This is a genomic window from Bradyrhizobium sp. CCBAU 53340 (genome assembly GCF_015291645.1).
GTDB lineage: Bacteria > Pseudomonadota > Alphaproteobacteria > Rhizobiales > Xanthobacteraceae > Bradyrhizobium.
Genome location: NZ_CP030055.1, coordinates 6,857,965 through 6,874,475, shown reverse-complemented (window position 1 = coordinate 6,874,475; position 16,511 = coordinate 6,857,965). Strand labels below are relative to the sequence as shown.

Sequence of the window (16,511 nt, the reverse complement as noted above, 5' to 3'; positions counted from 1 at the left end):
TTCAACTACACCGGAATCCGCACGCTCGCCCTCAGTCCGCCCATCGGGCTGTCGCCGAGCGTGATGTCGCCGCCGTGGGAGCGAGCGATGTCGCGGGCGATGGCGAGCCCAAGGCCTGTGCCGCCTTCGTCCTGGTTGCGGGCGTTGTCGAGCCGCAGGAACGGCTTGAACACTTCCTCGCGCAAATGCGCCGGGATACCCGGGCCGTCGTCGTCGACCGTCACGGTCAGATAACGGTGGTCGCGCTGGCCGGAGATGGCGATGGCCTTGCCGTAGCGCGCGGCATTGGTGACGAGGTTGGCGAGGCAGCGCTTGAACGAGGCCGGCTTCACCGTCACGACAGGCAGACCGCTGAACGTCACGGTCGCGGTGTGGCCGTGGCGCTCGGCGTCGCTGCGCAATTCCTCGAGCGCCTGCGCCATGTCGGTCGGCTGCGACTGCTCGCCGGAATCGCCGCGGGCAAACGCGAGGTAATCCTCCAGCATCATCGACATCTCGTCGACGTCCTTGCGCATGCCCTCCATCTCGGGGCTATCGCCGAGCAGCGCCAGCTCGAGCTTGAAGCGGGTCAGGATGGTGCGCAGATCGTGGCTGACGCCGGCGAGCATCGCGGTGCGCTGCTCCATCGTGCGCTCGATGCGCGACTTCATCTCGAGGAAGGCGACCGCAGCGCGCCGCACCTCGCGCGCGCCTCTGGGCCTGAAGTTCGGCGCCTCGCGGCCCTTGCCGAAACTTTCCGCGGCGTCGGCGAGCCGCAGGATCGGCTTGATCTGGTTGCGCAGGAACAGCACCGCGACGATCAACAGGATCGAGGATGTGCCGACCATCCAGAACAGGAAGATCTCCGAGTTCGAGGCATAGGCGGCGCTGCGCTGCGCGAACACGCGCATCACGGCATCGTCGAGCTGGATGCGGATCTCAACGAGGTTGGAGCGGCCGACCGTGTCGATCCAGAACGAGCGTCCGATCTGGCGGCCGAGCTGGACCGACAGCGTCTGGTCGAGCAGCGAGAAGAACGGCTTCGGTCCCGGCGGCGGCATGTCGCCTGGCGGCAGGAAGTCGACGACGAGACCGAGGCGCTGCTGCGCGATGCGGCGGATCTGGTCGCGATCCCGGTCCTGCGGATAGCCCTTGTAGACGTCGATCAGCGCGGCGATGTCCTGCACCACCGCGGCCGACAGGCGGCGCGTCACCGTGTTCCAGTGCCGCTCCATGAACACGAAGGCGACCACCGATTGCAGGATCACCATCGGCACGATCATGATGAGCAGCGCGCGCGCGTAGAGGCCGGTCGGCATCCAGCCCTTGAATGCATTGCCCATCCAGCCATTGGCGGCGGAGACGCGGCCGGCGGCGCTCTTGAGCAGCGTCAGGCCGGTGTCGATCGTGCTCATCTAGCGCGCTTCACTGCTTTATGGCGAAGCTACGAGCCGGTAGCCGATGCCGCGTACCGCCTGCAGGAACAGCGGATTGGCCGGATCGGTCTCGATCTTGCGCCGCAGGCGGTTGATCTGCACGTCGACGGCGCGTTCGTTGACGCTGCCATTGCCGGTCAGCGCGCTGCGCGGCACGGTCTCGCCCGGCGTCTCCGAGAGAATCCGCAGCATCTCGCGCTCGCGGTCGGTGAGGTGGATGACCTCCTCGCCCTGGCGCAGCTCGCCGCGATCGAGATGGTAGACATAGGGACCGAACGCGATCTTCTCGACGGTCACGGCTTGCGCCGGCGGTGCGGCGCGCTTGAGGATGTTGTTGATGCGCAGCGCCAGCTCGCGCGGCTCGAACGGCTTTGCGACGTAATCGTCGGCGCCGATCTGCAGGCCCTCGATGCGCGCCTCGGCCTCATGGCGCGCCGTCAGCATCACGATCGGCACCGAGGAAGATGTGCGGATGAAGCGGGCGAGGTCGAAGCCGGTCTCGCCTGGCATCATCACATCGAGGATGAGAAGATCAAAATGCAGGCCGAGCAGCTTCGAACGCGCATCGCCGGCGCTCGGCGCGGTGGTGACGCGATAGCCTTCGGCGGCAAGGAAACGCGAGAGCAAGTCGCGGATGCGGCGGTCGTCGTCGACCAAGAGGAGATGCGGCGCGTCGTCGGCCGGTTCCACCGGCGGGCGGGCGAGCGTGGCAGCGAGCGGCACGGTCACTCCTTTGAGTCTTGATTGACGGTGGCGAAGATCGTCTCCAGCACCTTGTCCGGATCGTCGCGGTCGATCATCGCGCGCAGGAAGCGCTTGACGGTCTCGGCGTCCTGCGGACCCATCTCGGCGAGCGCCTTGGTGATCCGCGTGGTCTGCAGCCCGGCGAGCTTCTGCACCAGCGCCTCGCCCTTCGGCGTCGCATAGAGCAGCCGCTGGCGGCGGTCATTATCGCCGGTCTTCTGCACGATGTAGCCCTCGTCCAGGAGCTGCTTGAGCACCCGGCCGAGCGACTGTTTGGTGATGCGCAGAACGTCGAGCAGGTCGGCGACCTTCAGGCCCGGGTAGCGATAGACGAAATGCATGACCCGGTGATGAGCCCGGCCGAAGCCGAAAGCCTCCAGCTCCTGGTCGGGATCGCCGACGAAATCGCGATAGGCGAAGAACAGCAGCTCGATGATATCCCAGCGCAAATTGCCTCCATCGCCTGCCGCCGGCCGTGGCTCGGCAGCGTTTTGAGAGGGAGTCGCGAAATTTATGTCAGGCATATTGACGTATCTTGGGTTCAATGTTACAAAACCATCGTCCGGCACGAAATTTTAGATCGCTTCGCGTCGGGTGGCATTTCGAAGAGCGGCCGGAGTGAGCCGGACAGGCGGCGACGGCCGATCAGATCTACCGTGCGATTGTCGAGCGGCATTTCGGCAAAACATACTGGACTTCCGCCTTCCGCAAAAGCATGTCCTCGGACGACATGCTGGCCACGGAAACCGGCCGTAACAAGGCTGGCGGTGGTTCGGCCAGAAACCACATCAAGCCAGCCGGGCCCGAAAATGGGCTGGCGGGCGCCAGAACAGCGCCGCTACCGGCAGCGGGAGGCAAGACCATGAGCATGAAATTCGACATCCAGCCCGCATCCAATCCGACGTCCGAGAAGGACCGGATCGCCAAGCTGGTGGACCCCGGCTTCGGGCGGGTCTTCACCGATCACATGGCAATCGTCCGCTACAACCAGGCCAAGGGCGGCTGGTACGAGGCGAAGATCGAGGCGCGCGCCAACTTCCAGATGGATCCGGCCGGCGCGGTCCTGCACTACGCCCAGGAAATCTTCGAAGGCCTCAAGGCCTACAAGCGCGACGACGGCGGCGTGAACCTGTTTCGCCCCGACGCCAATGCGCGCCGCTTCAAGGACTCCGCCGATCGCATGGCGATGGCGCAGCTGCCCGAGGATGTCTTCATCGAGGCGGTCGAGCAGGTCGTGCGCATCGATCGCGCCTGGATGCCGGGCGGCGAGGGAAGCCTTTATCTGCGTCCCTTCATGATCGCCAGCGAGACCTTCCTCGGTGTGAAGCCGTCGGCCGAATACATCTTCGCGGTGATCGCTTCGCCGGTCGGTTCCTACTTCAAGGGCGGCCCGGCGCCAGTCTCGATCTGGGTCTCCGAGAACTACACGCGCGCCGCGGTTGGCGGTACCGGCGCCGTCAAATGCGGCGGCAATTATGCTGCGAGCCTGCGCGCCCAGGCCGAAGCGATCCAGCACGGCTGCGATCAGGTCGTGTTCCTGGATGCGGTCGAGCGCCGCTACATCGAGGAGCTCGGCGGCATGAACATCTTCTTCGTGTTCGATGACGGCTCGCTGTCGACGCCGCCGCTCGGCACCATCCTGCCGGGCATCACCCGCGACTCCATCATCGCGCTCGCCCGCGACGCCGGTAAGACCGTGCGCGAGGAGCCGTACTCGCTCGACCAGTGGCGCAAGGATGCGGCCTCCGGCAGGCTGAAGGAGGCGTTCGCCTGCGGCACCGCCGCGGTGATCTCGCCGATCGGCAAGGTGCGCTCGGTCAGCGGCGATTTCGAGATCTCGGGTGGCGTCGCGGGCCCCGTCGCCATGGGCCTGCGCAAGCAGCTTGTCGACATCCAGTACGGCCGCACCAACGATCCGCACAACTGGATCCGCAAGGTGTTTTGATCTTTCGTGTCCGGGACGCGCGAAGCGCGAGCCGGGACCCAACTGGCGCGAATAGCGGATCGGCGGCGCGCGTCAGCTGGGAAGGCGGCGCGCTGCGCTATGCTCGGAGGGCAGTAACCTTTAGTTGTTGAGCGCATGAGCGCAACTGTGCGACAACGCCTGAGACATCAAGGCTCTCAGATATTGCGATCATGCCCCCCTCTTTCTCTCAGCCGGTCAAATTTGCCGCATCCGCGGTCGTAACGGCCGTCGTTCTCTTCGGTATTCTGACATGGAGCCGCGGGCCCAAGCTTGAGGTGGTGAACCGCGTCATCAGCGTGTCCGACACTGACGCGGAAATGAACGCAGCGATCGCTCGCGCACGGGCCACGCTGCCGGTGTTCTGGGCTTCCTATGCCGCACCAAAAGCCTCGGAGACCGAGCATTCTCTCAAGGTGCGCTTTCAGACCGGCGGGAACGACGAGTACATCTGGGTGGGTGACGTGCAGAGGCTTCCGGGTGGGGATTATGCAGCGCGTTTGGCCGACACACCTCGGAATCTGCCCGGAAAGCAGTTCGGAGACCTCACTACGTTCAAAGACGCCGATATCTCCGACTGGATGTTCATGCGCAACGGCAAGATCGTCGGCGGTGAAACCATCAAACCGCTGCTCAAATCCATGCCGAAGGCTGATGCCGATGCGCTCCGGGCGCGGATGGAGCAGCCGTAAGGCCCAGCCGGCAGTTGCCGCATCGCGCGTCGGCTGGTAAACGCCCGCATGGCCGAAAAACCCAAAAAACCCCAGAAACTGAAGGCGCGCTTGCCGCGCGGGCTCGAGGATCGCGATCCCGCCGCGATCCGGGCGACGCGCGAGATGGTCGAAAAGATCCGCGCGGTCTACGAGCTCTACGGCTTCGAGCCTGTGGAGACGCCGGCGATGGAATACACCGACGCGCTCGGCAAGTTCCTGCCCGACCAGGACCGTCCGAACGAGGGCGTGTTCTCGTTCCAGGACGATGACGAGCAGTGGATTTCGCTGCGCTACGACCTGACCGCGCCGCTGGCGCGCTACGTCGGCGAGCGCTACGGCACCGACGGTCTGGTCCTGCCCTATCGCAGCTATCGCGTCGGCTACGTCTTCCGCAACGAGAAGCCCGGCCCCGGCCGCTTTCGTCAGTTCATGCAGTTCGATGCCGACACGGTGGGGGCGCCCACACCTGCGTCGGACGCCGAGATGTGCATGATGGCGGCCGATACGATGAAGGCGCTCGGGCTTGAAGGGCAGTTCGTTGTTAAGGTGAACAACCGTAAAGTGCTCGATGGCGTGCTGGAGGTCGTAGGGCTTGCAGGAGAAGCCAACGCCGGGAAACGCCTAGTGGTACTTAGAGCGATCGACAAGCTGGATCGTTTGGGCGTCGAAGGCGTCAAGCAGTTGCTGGGAAGCGGACGCAAAGACGAGAGCGGAGACTTTACAAAGGGAGCCGAACTTGATGAGCAGCAAATTGCCCGACTAAGTGAATTTGTCGAAATGGCCGTTAAGACCTCCAACGATTTGGCGGCAGGTAAGGGCAGTGAGTTTTTGGCGCCTCAAAACATTGATCAAGATGCCTTTATGATTCCCGAGCAGGGATCATTTTATGCAGGTTCGACTCTGTGCATGGAGGGGTGGGCAGAGCTTGAGTACATGCGAGCCTTGTTTCGCAAGTCTGGATATGGGGTCGATCAAATCCGCATCGACCCGTCCGTCGTCCGCGGCCTCGAATATTACACCGGCCCCGTCTATGAGGTCGAACTGCTGCTCGACACCAAGGACGAGAAGGGCCGCCCTGTGCGGTTCGGCTCGGTCGGCGGCGGCGGGCGCTACGATGGCCTGGTCTCGCGCTTCCGTGGCGAGCCGGTGCCGGCGACCGGTTTCTCGATCGGCGTGTCGCGCCTGCAGGCCGCGCTCACGCTGCTCGGCAAGCTCGACACGCGGCCCGAGGTCGGCCCCGTCGTCGTCACCGTGTTCGACCGTGACCGCGTCGCCGACTATCAGAAGATGGTCGCGAGCCTTCGCACCGCCGGCATTCGCGCCGAGCTCTATCTCGGCAATCCCAAGAACATGGGCAACCAGCTCAAATATGCCGATCGCCGCAACTCGCCGTGCGTGATCATCCAGGGCTCGGACGAAAAGGCGCGCGGCGAGCTTCAGATCAAGGATCTCATCGAGGGCGCCAAGGCCGCCGCCGCGATCGCCTCCAACCAGGAATGGCGCGAGACGCGACCAGCGCAGTTCTCCTGCAGTGAGGCCGACCTCGTCACGAAGGTGCGCGAGGTTCTTGCGCGCCATGACGTAAACTGGGGATAGCCATTCCGGCTGGTCCTCATGCCCGGGCTTGTCCCGGGCACCCACGTCCTGTTTGATGCGCACCTTCATGAACGGCCGGGGTGTGCCCGGTCATCGCGACAACAGGGAGACAACGATGCCCGAGATCACCATCAGCATGGCCGAAGGCCGCACCGACGAGCAGAAGGCCGGCATGATGCGCGACATCACGCAGGCGCTGGTGAAAAATCTCGGCGTCGACGCGGATGCCGTCGTCATCCAGATCAACGAAGCCCCGCTTCGCCACAAGATGAAGGGCGGCAAGACCTTTGTGGAGCGCGCGGCGGCAGCGAAGAAGTAGCTCGCGCTGCAGCGCCAATCGCAACTGTCGTCCCCGCGAACGCGGGGACCCATAACCACAGGCAGTGGTTATAGGGACAAGCAGGTAACTCCGGGTCTTCGCCAAACTCAATCTTGTGGTTATGGGTCCCGGATCTGCGCTTCGCTTGTCCGGGACGACATAGAGCAAATACCATGGACGCACGCGATTTCATCCAGATCGGCATGAGCGCCGAGCGCACGCTGGCGGTGCCGGCCGAGCGCACGGTCGGACATTTCGTGCCCGGCATGCCGATGGTCTATGCGACGCCGATGATGATCCTGGAAATGGAGATGACGTCGGGCGATGCGATCCGCGCCGCGCTTCAGCCGGGCTGGGTCACCGTCGGCACCGAGGTCGACATTCGCCATCTCGCCGCAGCGCTCGTCGGTGCGACGGTGCGGACCACCGCGAAAGTGATCGCGGTTGAGCGCCGCGTGATCCGGTTCGAGGTCGAGGCTTTCGAGGGCACGCGCAAGCTTGGCGAAGGCCGCCATGCCCGCGGGCTTGTGAACGTCGAGATGTTCAACAAGCGGCTCGGCGCATAGCCAAGCGCGCGCTGCCGTAGGGTGGGCAAAGCGAAGCGTGCCCACGATCCGTATCCGTTTCAGAGGAATGGTGGGCACGGCGCTTTGCGCCTTTGCCCACCCTACGGCAGCTGTTACTTCGCGAGCTCCTTCGACCGCTTCGTCGCCGCTGCGATCGCGCGGATCATCAACTCGCGCAAGCCCGGGTCGCCCATCAGCACGCCGAGCGCGGCGGCGGTGGTGCCGCCGGGCGAGGTGACGTTCTGGCGCAGCGTGGCGGAGGGCAGATCCGACTGGTGCAGCAACTCGCCGGAGCCTGCGACCGTCTCGCGCGCGAGCTTGGTTGCCAGTGCCTCGGGCAATCCCGCCTCGACGCCGGCGCGCCCAAGCTCCTCGGCGAGCAGGAACACATAGGCGGGCCCCGAACCGGAGACGGCGGTCACCGCATCCATGAGATTTTCGTCCTCGACCCATTCGACCGAGCCGGTGGCGCGCAGCAGAGCATCGGCCACCGCGCGCTGCGCGGCGCTGACATTCTTCGCCGCGATGGCCACGGTGATGCCGCGGCCGATCGCGGCCGGCGTGTTCGGCATCGCCCGCACCACGGCGCCGCCGCAGACCTCCTCGAGCGCCGCGATCGTGGTGCCCGCCATGATCGAGACCACGGAGGTCTTGTCCGAGACGAACGATTTCAGCTTGGCACCGGCCTCGCGGAACATCTGCGGCTTCACCGCGACGACCATCGTCTCGACAAAGCCTGCCGTCGTCACGTCGGGATTGAGCGCGATACCCTTGGTCGCGAGCGCGCTGATCTCTGGCGAGATGTGCGGCTCGATCACCGCGACGCGGCGCGGATCGAGCCCGCCCGCCAGCCATCCGGTCAGCATCGCGCCGCCCATCTTGCCGGCGCCGGCAAGCAGGACGGTGCCGGTGATGTTTTGGAGAGTGTTGCTGTTAGCCACTGTCGTCACCACAAATTCGGTGTCGTCCCGGCCTAGTGCGCGATTGCGCAGGGGGGCCGGGACCCATAACCACAGGCGGTTCTAGTGGATGAAGGGCACAGCAACAAGCCGGGTGCCACAAGCGGCATTGCGGGGTATGGATCCCGGATCTTCGCTGCGCTCGTCCGGGATGACAGTTGTGGGTGAGGCGCGACTACGCCTCGCCGACCGTATCGAACATCGCGGCGTCCATGGCCTGCGCGGTGGTCTTGCCCGCCCACACCACGAACTGGAACGCCGGGAAGTAGCGCTCGCAGGCGTGGATGGCGCCGGCGAGCATGGCTTCGCATTGTGCGGTCGAGGCGGTGAGTCCACCTGGCAGCACCAGGGCCTGGCGGTGCATGATCATGCCGGTGTTGGTCCAGAGGTCGAAATGGCCGATCCACAATTGCTCGTTGACTGCCGCAACGAGCTTCTGCACCTCGCCCCGCCGCGCGAGCGGAATCTTCATGTCGAACGCGCAGGCCAGATGCAGCGCCTCGATCTCGCCCATCCAGGTGAAGGAGATCTGGTAGTCGGTCCATTGCCCCTTCGAGACAATCGTCAGTTCGTCTTCGCCGGAGCGTTCGAACGGCCAGTTGTTGCTGGCAGCGATATCCTCGACCACCGCGAGCGGGTGATTTCGGGAATCGATATTGCCTTCGAGCAGGGACATGCCGTCTCGACCTCTTGCCTTCTTGTTGTCTTTGATACGCACGCGGTTGGGTCCGGCGCGCGCTCCCTAAACGTCGTCGATCTCGGGAGTCGCTTTCGCGATCTCCCTTCGATCGGCGCGGCCTGTCGCGGATCAACTGATGTGATTTGCGGAATCTGCGCAACTGGGTCCCGAGTCCGTCCACAAGCCAGGACTCGTTCGTCCACAGCTCATCTCGGACACAATTATTAATTTGAGAACAAATCGGAATCGGATCGAGACGCCTCGGCTCAATCGTTAATTCCGCTCCGCGGGGGCCGTATCGCCCCAGAAGCATGGGACCATGCGGTTTTTTGCTGCGGAACACGCTTGCTTGCTGCCCCGGACCGGCGGCATATTTCCAGCCAGGTCGCTCAATCCCGGGCGGCCGATGTTCTCAGGGCGGGGTGAAAGTCCCCACCGGCGGTAAGGGCCGAAAGGCCTAAGCCCGCGAGCGCCTTCCCCGAGGTTTTTCCCGAAGGGAAGGGTCAGCAGATTCGGTGCAACTCCGAAGCCGACGGTTAAAGTCCGGATGAAAGAGAACGGTCGGAGGCAGACGCATCGCGAGATGCGGCTGTTTGTCGTTCCGTGTGCCCTGATTCTGGTCCTTTGAAGGAAAGCCATGAATCAGATGTTGCAAGATCCCCAAGCCCAGACTTCCCAGCCACAGCCGGTTCCGCAAGGGCCGGCGAAGGAGCATCCGCGCTTCGCCAAGCCGCAGCGGGTGGCCTTCGTGCAGGCCTGCTGGCACCGCGAGGTGGTCGAGGAAGCCCGTATCGCCTTCGTGAGGGAGGCCGAGGCGCGCCACCTCACCCATGTCGACGTGTTCGAGGTGCCGGGATCGTTCGAGATCCCGCTGCACGCGCAGGTCCTCGCCAAGACGCGGCGCTACACCGCGATCGTCGCGGCCGGCCTCGTCGTCGACGGTGGCATCTATCGCCATGAATTCGTCGCCGACACCGTGATCAAGGCGCTGATGGACGTGCAACTCCGCACCGAGGTGCCGGTGTTCTCGGCGGTGCTGACGCCGCAGCAATTCCATGAGACCGAAGTGCATTACGATTTCTTCCGCAGGCACTTCGCGATCAAGGGCGTCGAGGTCGCGGCCGCCTGTGCCGAGACGCTGCTCGGCCTCGAGCGCCTGCGCGGTCAGGTCGCGGCCGGGATTGTCGGGTAGTCACATCGAGGTTGGTCCGGGGGCGGCGGCTGCGCCACCCCGGATGACCGCGCATCTTTTCCGCCGGCGCATTTCCCGTCTCGGCGCGCGGCTCGCGCAATCCGGCGTCGCTCTCAGCCCAGAGACACGCCCGCCTTGGCGCGGTTGATCCCGAGGGTCAGAATGCGATCCAGCAGCTCCTTGTATTTGAGTCCATCATGTTGAGCCGCCGTGGCGAACTCCTGGTTCTTGGCGATCTCCGGGTTGGGGTTGGCTTCGATGAAATACGGCGTGCCGTCGGCGGCGAGACGGAAATCGATGCGCGCGTAGCCGTCGAGGCCGAGCGCCCGGTAGATGCGCTTCGCAGTATGCTGGATGCGCGCGGCAACTTCGGGCGCAAGGTCTTTCGCCGGTCCGTCGACAATACCGACGCGTTCCTGATAATCGGTGTCGTGCTTGGCCCTTTCGGTCGCGATGTGGCGTGACCTGCGCCCGCCCATGTTGCCGAATTTCAATTCCCAGACCGGAAGCACGCGCAGCCGGTTGTTGCCGAGCACGCCGACATAGAGCTCTCGCCCCTCAATGAATTGCTCGGCAATGGCGGCTGTCTCGACCCGCTCGTGGATGAAGGCGACCCGCTCCGCAAGCTTCTCGTCCGTATCGACGATGGAGGCCTGCGAGATGCCGAAGGATCCATCCATGTTCAGAGCCTTGACGATCAGCGGCAGCGCAAGATGTTTCGGCCGTTTCACCTTGCGGCGCATCGGGAAGACCGCGAAGGCTGGCGCCGCGATGCGGCGATGATGCACCAGCGTCTTGGACAGGTCCTTGCCACGCGCCAGGATCAGGCCGCGGGGATTGCAGCCTGTGTAAGGGACCTTCATCAGCTCGAGATAGCTGGCGATGTGCTGGTCGTAGGCAACGTTGTAATGAAATTCCTCCAGCAGCGTGAAAACGACGTGCGGTTTGAACTCTTCGATCGCCTCGCGGACGGGCCTGATTTCCTCCTGCGCGCCGAGCGGGCGAACCTCGTGACCAGCCGCACGCAACGTGCTGACGACGTCGTATTCCGTTTTCCAGATGTTGATTTCCTGCGGCGTGTATCCGTCGGAGGAGTCCGGGGGCATGAAGTCCGGATGCATCAGCACGAGAATACGGAGTCGTCTCATAGCGCGATCCATTTGCGCTGAGACGGTCCAAACAGCGCGTGCATTGTTTTGGCGGTTACGAGCACGGTGAAATCGAGAACGAGCTTCTGTTCGGGGCCCACCGCGCGCAGGTCGAGTTCGCGGCAGCGGGAGATCATGTCGTCGAGCACGGCATCGAGCGTGAGCTGGTTCTCGCCCGTCCATCGCGCGACCAATTGCCTGATCTGGGCGCGGTGCCGCCGGATCAGGCCTGAAGCGGGTTTGGAGCGGTGATGCCGTGGATCGGCGGAAAACAACCGTGAAAGGTCGCGGTCGTAGGTCTTCGGCGGCGTGAAGGCGTAGAATGCCTGCTTCTTCTTGTAGTGGTCTTCGAGCGTCTGGTTGAGCTTGCCCAATGGATCGACACGCTCCCGCGTCGTGATCACCGGTCGCTTTCCGGCAATCTCGCCCATCAGCTCGTCGACATATTCGAGCTTCTTCAGCGCGGGCCAGCCGGCGTATCGCGTCCGCCAGTTCGAGCGGGGCCGCAGCCACACCGCAAAGGTCTCGGCGAAATCCTCGTCCGGGTGGCTCTGCGCGTACCAGAGCCGGAGATGCTGGACGTAACGCCGGCTCGCGGGATTGGGTCGGTAGTAGCGCGGATAGTGCTTCGACGACGGACCAAACAGCTGCTGCCAGCGCCGTCGTCGCTGCAACTGGAAACCGTGCTGTATGGCATGGCCGGCCTCGTGACGGAGGATGGCCATGCACTCGCGCCAGGTTCCGCCTTCGACGTCGAACATCATCTTCTTCTCGAGCTTCATCAGGCGGGGATGGGCGAGATAAAAGGGGATGGCGATGCCGGGCACATCTCCGGGGCTGAACCATTCGCTCGAGATCCACGTATGCGGCCGGAGCCGGATGCCGCGCTCTTCGAGCTCTTCGTGCAGCGTGCCAACGCAGTCTTCGAGCCAGGTGCCTTCGACGGTGACCCTCAGGCTGGAGAGACGCTGCTTGAGCAACGCGTCATCGGACAGTTTTTCCCAAGCAAATTTCCGGCGGGACATCAGGCATCCAGAGGGCAGAGAAGACTCGGAATCTGAATGATGTCATGGGCGACAGCCGGCAACAACCCGTGGCACGGGACGTGCTGCGGCGCGTCAGAGTTCGACCCAGGGAGGCAAAGCGACTTATGCGCCTTAGCTCGAAGAGCGAAGGCGTGCTACCAAAGAAGAAAGGTGAGCGCAGCGCTTTGCGCCTTTGCGCACCCTACGGGACCTTCCGGATCGGAAAACTAGTCGAACAGGCTCGACACCGACTCTTCCGCCGCGGTGCGCGCGATCGCGTCCGAGATCAGGCTGGCGATCGGCAGCGTGCGGATGTTCGGCGCCTTGGTCACCGCCTCGGTCGGCAGGATCGAGTCGGTGATCACGAGCTCTTTCAGCCTGGAGCCGGCGATGCGCGCGGCCGCGCCGCCGGAGAGCACGCCGTGGGTGATGTAGGCGTAGACGTCCTTGGCGCCCTTGGCGATCAGCGCATCGGCTGCGTTCACCAGCGTGCCGCCGGAATCGACGATATCGTCGACCAGGATGCAGCTATAGCCGGACACATCGCCGATCACGTTCATGACTTCGGATTCACCCGGACGCTCGCGGCGCTTATCGACGATCGCAAGCGGGGTGTTGATGCGCTTGGCGAGGCCGCGGGCGCGGGCGACGCCGCCGACGTCGGGCGACACCACCATCACCTTGCCGAGGTCGAAACGTTCGCGGATGTCACGCACCATCAGGGGGGCCGCGAACAGATTGTCGGTCGGGATGTCGAAGAAGCCCTGGATCTGGCCGGCATGCAGGTCGAGCGTCATGACGCGATCGACACCGGCATGGGTGATCAGATTGGCGACGAGCTTGGCCGAGATCGGCGTGCGCGAGCCGGAGCGGCGGTCCTGCCTGGCATAGCCGAAATAGGGGATCACCGCGGTGATGCGGCGCGCCGAGGAGCGGCGCAGCGCATCGGTGATGATCAAGAGCTCCATCAGATTGTCGTTCGCCGGAAACGAGGTCGACTGGATGATGAAGGCATCCGAGCCGCGGATGTTCTCCTGGACCTCGACGAAGATCTCCATGTCGGCGAAGCGCCGGACCACCGCTTTGGTTAGCGGCATGTCGAGGCCCTGCGCGATGGCCTGGGCGAGAGCCGGATTGGAGTTGCCGGCGACAAGCTTGATGGAGCCGTTCTTGGCCGACATGGACGCTTCCTCCCGCGCTTTGCTGGATACGACGTTCAACATCTCAAGATACCCACTGGCAGCACGGTTACGACGAGCGAGCAAATATCAGGCCGGGGGCTGCGCTGGCAACCCGGGATGCTACGTTTTCCCTCTGAAAATCCTGAGTCGGGCCAACGGCTTGGGCGCAAACTGGGCCCGTGGTTTAGCGGTGGTTATTGCGGGGCATAGCCGAGCGCGGTGGCCGGTATCTCAGGCGCCGGAGCACCCGGCGTCACGCTTGCCACGGCCGGTCCGCGCAGGCCGGGGACGCTGCCCGGCGCATCCGGCGTTCCGTTGATCATATTGGAAAGTCCGCTGAATCCGGCCTGGGCGATCTTCCGCAGCACGAGGTCGTCGGCGGCAGCCCAAGGATCACGGATCGCATCCTTTCCGCCCCTGGCGGTGGTCGGTTCCTCGCCGGAGACGCGCAGCGCCCGCTGCTGGTTGGCGTCGTAGACGTCCCAGACCCAGGCGATCACGGTCCTGCCGCGCACCACCTGGGCGGAGAGGTAGCTGCGCACGCGGTAGGCTGCCGTTCCCTCGCGGGAGACGATCGAGAGGCTCCTCAGCTTGGATTCGCTGTCGAGCACGCCGACCATGCGGTCGAACACCTGCGGGGGCGGGCCGTCGATCGACTCGAAGGCCACCGTCGCGCCGGAGCCGGCGTTCGGCGTCGCCATCGCATAGGAATTGGCAGGCGCGTTGCCGCCGGCGCAGCCGGCCAGCATGGTCGCCGCCGCCAGCAGCATGGCTGCCAGCACGCGCGAGCCGGCGCGGTGCAGAAAAGATGACGCTTCCCTCATTGAGGGCAGCGATATCGTTAAAATCGATTAAGGTCTAGGGCGGAGGCGACACAGGGCCGGGGCAATACGGGCGCGACGTTTGTGCATCGCCCCGTAATGAAACGACGTTGCCTGTGTGTTCACCCTTCCAGCGCGAACATTGAATCTGAGTACACGGAAGCTGTGTCCCGGACGCGCTGCGGCGCGTAGCGCTGCTGCGCGGAGCCGGGACCCAGAAAGCCGAGGAGATCAAGTCGCGGAGACGTGGGCCCCGGCTCTGCAGCGCATCACTGCGTGCTGCGCAGCGTCCGGGGCACGAGACCTTCACCCTTCCAGCGCGATCGCATGGATATGCCGTCCGTAGTCCGGCTCCTTGCGATGCACCGAGCGGCGATAGCTGAAGAAGCGCTCGTCGGCGTAGGTGTCCAGACCAAGGTCGTCGATCATCAGGATGCCGGCAGCCTCCAGCCGCTTGCGGATGAAGCCGGCGAGATCGAACATCGCATGGCCCTCGCGCGCCGACGGGATGAAGAACACGGCGTTGTCCGCATCCGCGTCGATGAAGCGCGCGACGAACTCGTTGCCGACTTCATAGCTGTCCTGGCGGATCAACGGGCCGATCGCGGCGATGATGCCGCCGCGTGTGGCGCCAAGTTTCTCCATCGCTGCGATGGTTGCTTCCAGCACGCCTGTCAGCGCGCCCTTCCAGCCGGCATGGGCGCCGCCGATGACGCGCGCGTTGGGATCGACGAACAGCACCGGGCCGCAATCGGCGGTGGAGACGCCGAGCGCGATGCCCGGCGTTTTGGTCACCAGCGCATCGCCCTTCGGTCGCGGGCCGCTCGGCCATGGCGCATCAGCGATGAGGACATCGGGCGAGTGGATCTGATGCAGGCTGAGGAAGCGGTCGGCTGCGACGCCGACATGCTCGGCCATGCGGCGGCGGTTCTCGGCGACAAGGGCCTGATCGTCATTGGAGCCGAGCCCGCCGTTCAGTGCGGAATAGATGCCGCTGGAGACACCGCCCTCACGCGTGAAGAAGGAATGGCGCAGGCCGGGCACCGCCGACAGCAGCGACGAAGTGAGCGTCATCAATTGCCTCCGGCCTGTTCGAGATCGCTGAGGCCGGCAAGGCCGGTCAATCTTGGTTCGGAGATGCCGAGCACCTTGAACATCGACCCCATGCCGCTGCGTCCCGTATCGGTCAGCCGCTTCAGCGCCACGGAAATGTCGGTGGCAACTTCCGGCGTCGCCTTCTGCATCAGCGCGGCCGCGCGGGTGTCGATGCCGACGCGCTTGAGGAAGTCGCCCTGCGTCACCGGCCCGTGCACGCGGGCGCCGACGTCCTCGGCCGCGCGCGCCAGTGCCTGGAAGTCGACATGGGCGGTGACGTCGGCCTGACCCGGCGCTTTCAAGGGATCGGTGAAGCTGTGGCGTGCGATGGCCTGGAAGGTGTCGCCGGCATCGCTGCGCAAGTGGCCGTAATCGATGATCAGCGCGGCGCCGTCCTGGTCGCGCACGCGGGTGGCGAGCTTCATGATCTCGGTGTCGGGGCGCCACTCGAACACCGCACCTACGGGCGCTGCGCGCACCAAGGGCGGCAGCAGGACGTCGAAGCGCGGCGTCGGCTCGGATGCCGCGCCGAACTGGAGCTTGCCGTTGGGGTCGATCTCGATCACGCGCTCGTGCCAGCCATCCTCGCGCTTCACCATCTGATGGATCGGCAGCACGTCGAAATATTCGTTGGCGAGGATGATGCCCGGTCCCTCGGGCACGTCGTCGATGCTGTCGTGCCAGGTGATGTTGCGCAGGCCCGAGAGCGTTGCACTCTGGCGCTCGCGCAGGACGGGATTGACCTCGACCATGTGGACGTGAAGCGCCTGATAGAGCGGCGGCAGCACGCGAAGCGCGCGCAGCGCATCCGCCATCATGGTGCCGCGGCCGGGGCCGAGCTCGATCAGCCGGAGGAACTGCGGCGAGCCCATCTGCTTCCACACGGAGGCGGTCCACAGGCCCAAAAGCTCGCCGAACATCTGGCTGACCTCGGGCGAGGTGGTGAAGTCGCCCTCACGCCCGAGCGGATCGCGCGAGACGTAATAGCCGTAGCGCGGATGCATCAGGCACGTCTCCATGTACCGCCAGACCGGCATGGGGCCCGAGGATTTGATCAGCGCCTTGATCTCGTTAAGCAGTGGCTGGTCGGTCACG

17 protein-coding genes and 1 riboswitch are annotated in these 16,511 nt (G+C 64.6%); of the genes, 6 read left to right on the top strand and 11 right to left on the bottom strand.

Features of this window, described 5'->3' with window-relative positions; genetic code table 11:
* Positions 1-5: 5 nt before the first annotated feature.
* Genes XH89_RS32545 through XH89_RS32535 form a run of 3 tightly spaced genes read right to left on the bottom strand, consistent with a single transcriptional unit; the run spans position 6 to position 2,683 of the window.
* On the bottom strand, positions 6-1,394 hold the full coding sequence (locus XH89_RS32545) for an ATP-binding protein (RefSeq protein WP_194464387.1): 1,389 nt from the start codon (positions 1,392-1,394) through the stop codon (positions 6-8).
* A gap of 18 nt (positions 1,395-1,412) precedes the next feature.
* Positions 1,413-2,144, bottom strand: a complete 732-nt coding sequence (locus XH89_RS32540) for a response regulator (protein WP_194464386.1) — start codon at positions 2,142-2,144, stop codon at positions 1,413-1,415.
* Entirely contained in the window at positions 2,141-2,683 is a 543-nt protein-coding gene (locus XH89_RS32535; RefSeq protein ID WP_246767682.1) for a MarR family winged helix-turn-helix transcriptional regulator, read from the bottom strand. The genes XH89_RS32540 and XH89_RS32535 overlap by 4 nt, the downstream gene beginning before the upstream one ends.
* A 338-nt stretch (positions 2,684-3,021) precedes the next feature.
* Between XH89_RS32535 and XH89_RS32530 the strand changes: the two genes are divergently transcribed.
* The 5 genes from XH89_RS32530 (at position 3,022) to XH89_RS32510 (ending at position 7,316) form a co-directional block, all read left to right on the top strand.
* On the top strand, positions 3,022-4,104 hold the full coding sequence (locus tag XH89_RS32530; protein WP_194464384.1) for a branched-chain amino acid aminotransferase: 1,083 nt from the start codon (positions 3,022-3,024) through the stop codon (positions 4,102-4,104).
* Between the two features lie 191 nt (positions 4,105-4,295).
* On the top strand, positions 4,296-4,814 hold the full coding sequence (locus XH89_RS32525; protein ID WP_194464383.1) for a YegJ family protein: 519 nt from the start codon (positions 4,296-4,298) through the stop codon (positions 4,812-4,814).
* Positions 4,815-4,862: 48 nt separating this feature from the next.
* On the top strand, positions 4,863-6,431 hold the full coding sequence (gene hisS / locus XH89_RS32520) for a histidine--tRNA ligase (RefSeq protein ID WP_194464382.1): 1,569 nt from the start codon (positions 4,863-4,865) through the stop codon (positions 6,429-6,431).
* Between the two features lie 115 nt (positions 6,432-6,546).
* Positions 6,547-6,750 (top strand): tautomerase family protein, encoded by a 204-nt coding sequence (locus tag XH89_RS32515; RefSeq protein WP_025033847.1) that lies wholly within the window; start codon positions 6,547-6,549, stop codon positions 6,748-6,750.
* A 173-nt stretch (positions 6,751-6,923) separates the two neighbouring features.
* A complete protein-coding gene (locus tag XH89_RS32510; RefSeq protein WP_194464381.1) occupies positions 6,924-7,316 on the top strand; it encodes a thioesterase family protein in 393 nt (130 codons plus the stop codon).
* Positions 7,317-7,429: 113 nt separating this feature from the next.
* Here XH89_RS32510 and proC read toward each other — a convergent pair whose 3' ends face one another.
* A complete protein-coding gene (proC, locus tag XH89_RS32505) occupies positions 7,430-8,257 on the bottom strand; it encodes a pyrroline-5-carboxylate reductase (protein WP_194464380.1) in 828 nt (275 codons plus the stop codon).
* Positions 8,258-8,450: 193 nt separating this feature from the next.
* A complete protein-coding gene (locus tag XH89_RS32500) occupies positions 8,451-8,951 on the bottom strand; it encodes a YbjN domain-containing protein (protein ID WP_194464379.1) in 501 nt (166 codons plus the stop codon).
* 407 nt (positions 8,952-9,358) lie between these two features.
* Positions 9,359-9,517, top strand: a riboswitch (FMN riboswitch).
* 74 nt (positions 9,518-9,591) lie between these two features.
* On the opposite strand from XH89_RS32500, the gene XH89_RS32495 reads away from it, so the two are divergent.
* Complete coding sequence (locus tag XH89_RS32495) at positions 9,592-10,146, top strand: 6,7-dimethyl-8-ribityllumazine synthase (protein WP_194464378.1); 555 nt, start codon at positions 9,592-9,594, stop codon at positions 10,144-10,146.
* 113 nt (positions 10,147-10,259) lie between these two features.
* Here the strand turns inward: XH89_RS32495 and XH89_RS32490 are convergent, their stop codons facing one another.
* The 6 genes from XH89_RS32490 to XH89_RS32465 all read right to left on the bottom strand — a co-directional run bounded on the left by XH89_RS32490 (position 10,260) and on the right by XH89_RS32465 (position 16,510).
* Entirely contained in the window at positions 10,260-11,294 is a 1,035-nt protein-coding gene (locus XH89_RS32490) for an ATP-grasp domain-containing protein (protein WP_194464377.1), read from the bottom strand.
* Positions 11,291-12,319 carry a putative zinc-binding metallopeptidase gene (locus XH89_RS32485; RefSeq protein WP_194464376.1) on the bottom strand — a complete coding sequence of 343 codons (1,029 nt, stop codon included), beginning with the start codon at positions 12,317-12,319 and terminating at the stop codon, positions 11,291-11,293. Before XH89_RS32485 ends, XH89_RS32490 begins: the two co-directional genes overlap by 4 nt.
* A 227-nt stretch (positions 12,320-12,546) precedes the next feature.
* Complete coding sequence (locus XH89_RS32480; RefSeq protein ID WP_194464375.1) at positions 12,547-13,500, bottom strand: ribose-phosphate pyrophosphokinase; 954 nt, start codon at positions 13,498-13,500, stop codon at positions 12,547-12,549.
* A 194-nt stretch (positions 13,501-13,694) separates the two neighbouring features.
* On the bottom strand, positions 13,695-14,324 hold the full coding sequence (locus tag XH89_RS32475; RefSeq protein ID WP_194464374.1) for a hypothetical protein: 630 nt from the start codon (positions 14,322-14,324) through the stop codon (positions 13,695-13,697).
* A gap of 303 nt (positions 14,325-14,627) precedes the next feature.
* Positions 14,628-15,395, bottom strand: coding sequence for a peptidoglycan editing factor PgeF (gene pgeF / locus XH89_RS32470; RefSeq protein ID WP_194464373.1), 768 nt, complete (start codon positions 15,393-15,395; stop codon positions 14,628-14,630).
* On the bottom strand, positions 15,395-16,510 hold the full coding sequence (locus XH89_RS32465; RefSeq protein WP_194464372.1) for a class I SAM-dependent methyltransferase: 1,116 nt from the start codon (positions 16,508-16,510) through the stop codon (positions 15,395-15,397). The genes pgeF and XH89_RS32465 overlap by 1 nt, the downstream gene beginning before the upstream one ends.
* Position 16,511 lies beyond the last annotated feature (1 nt).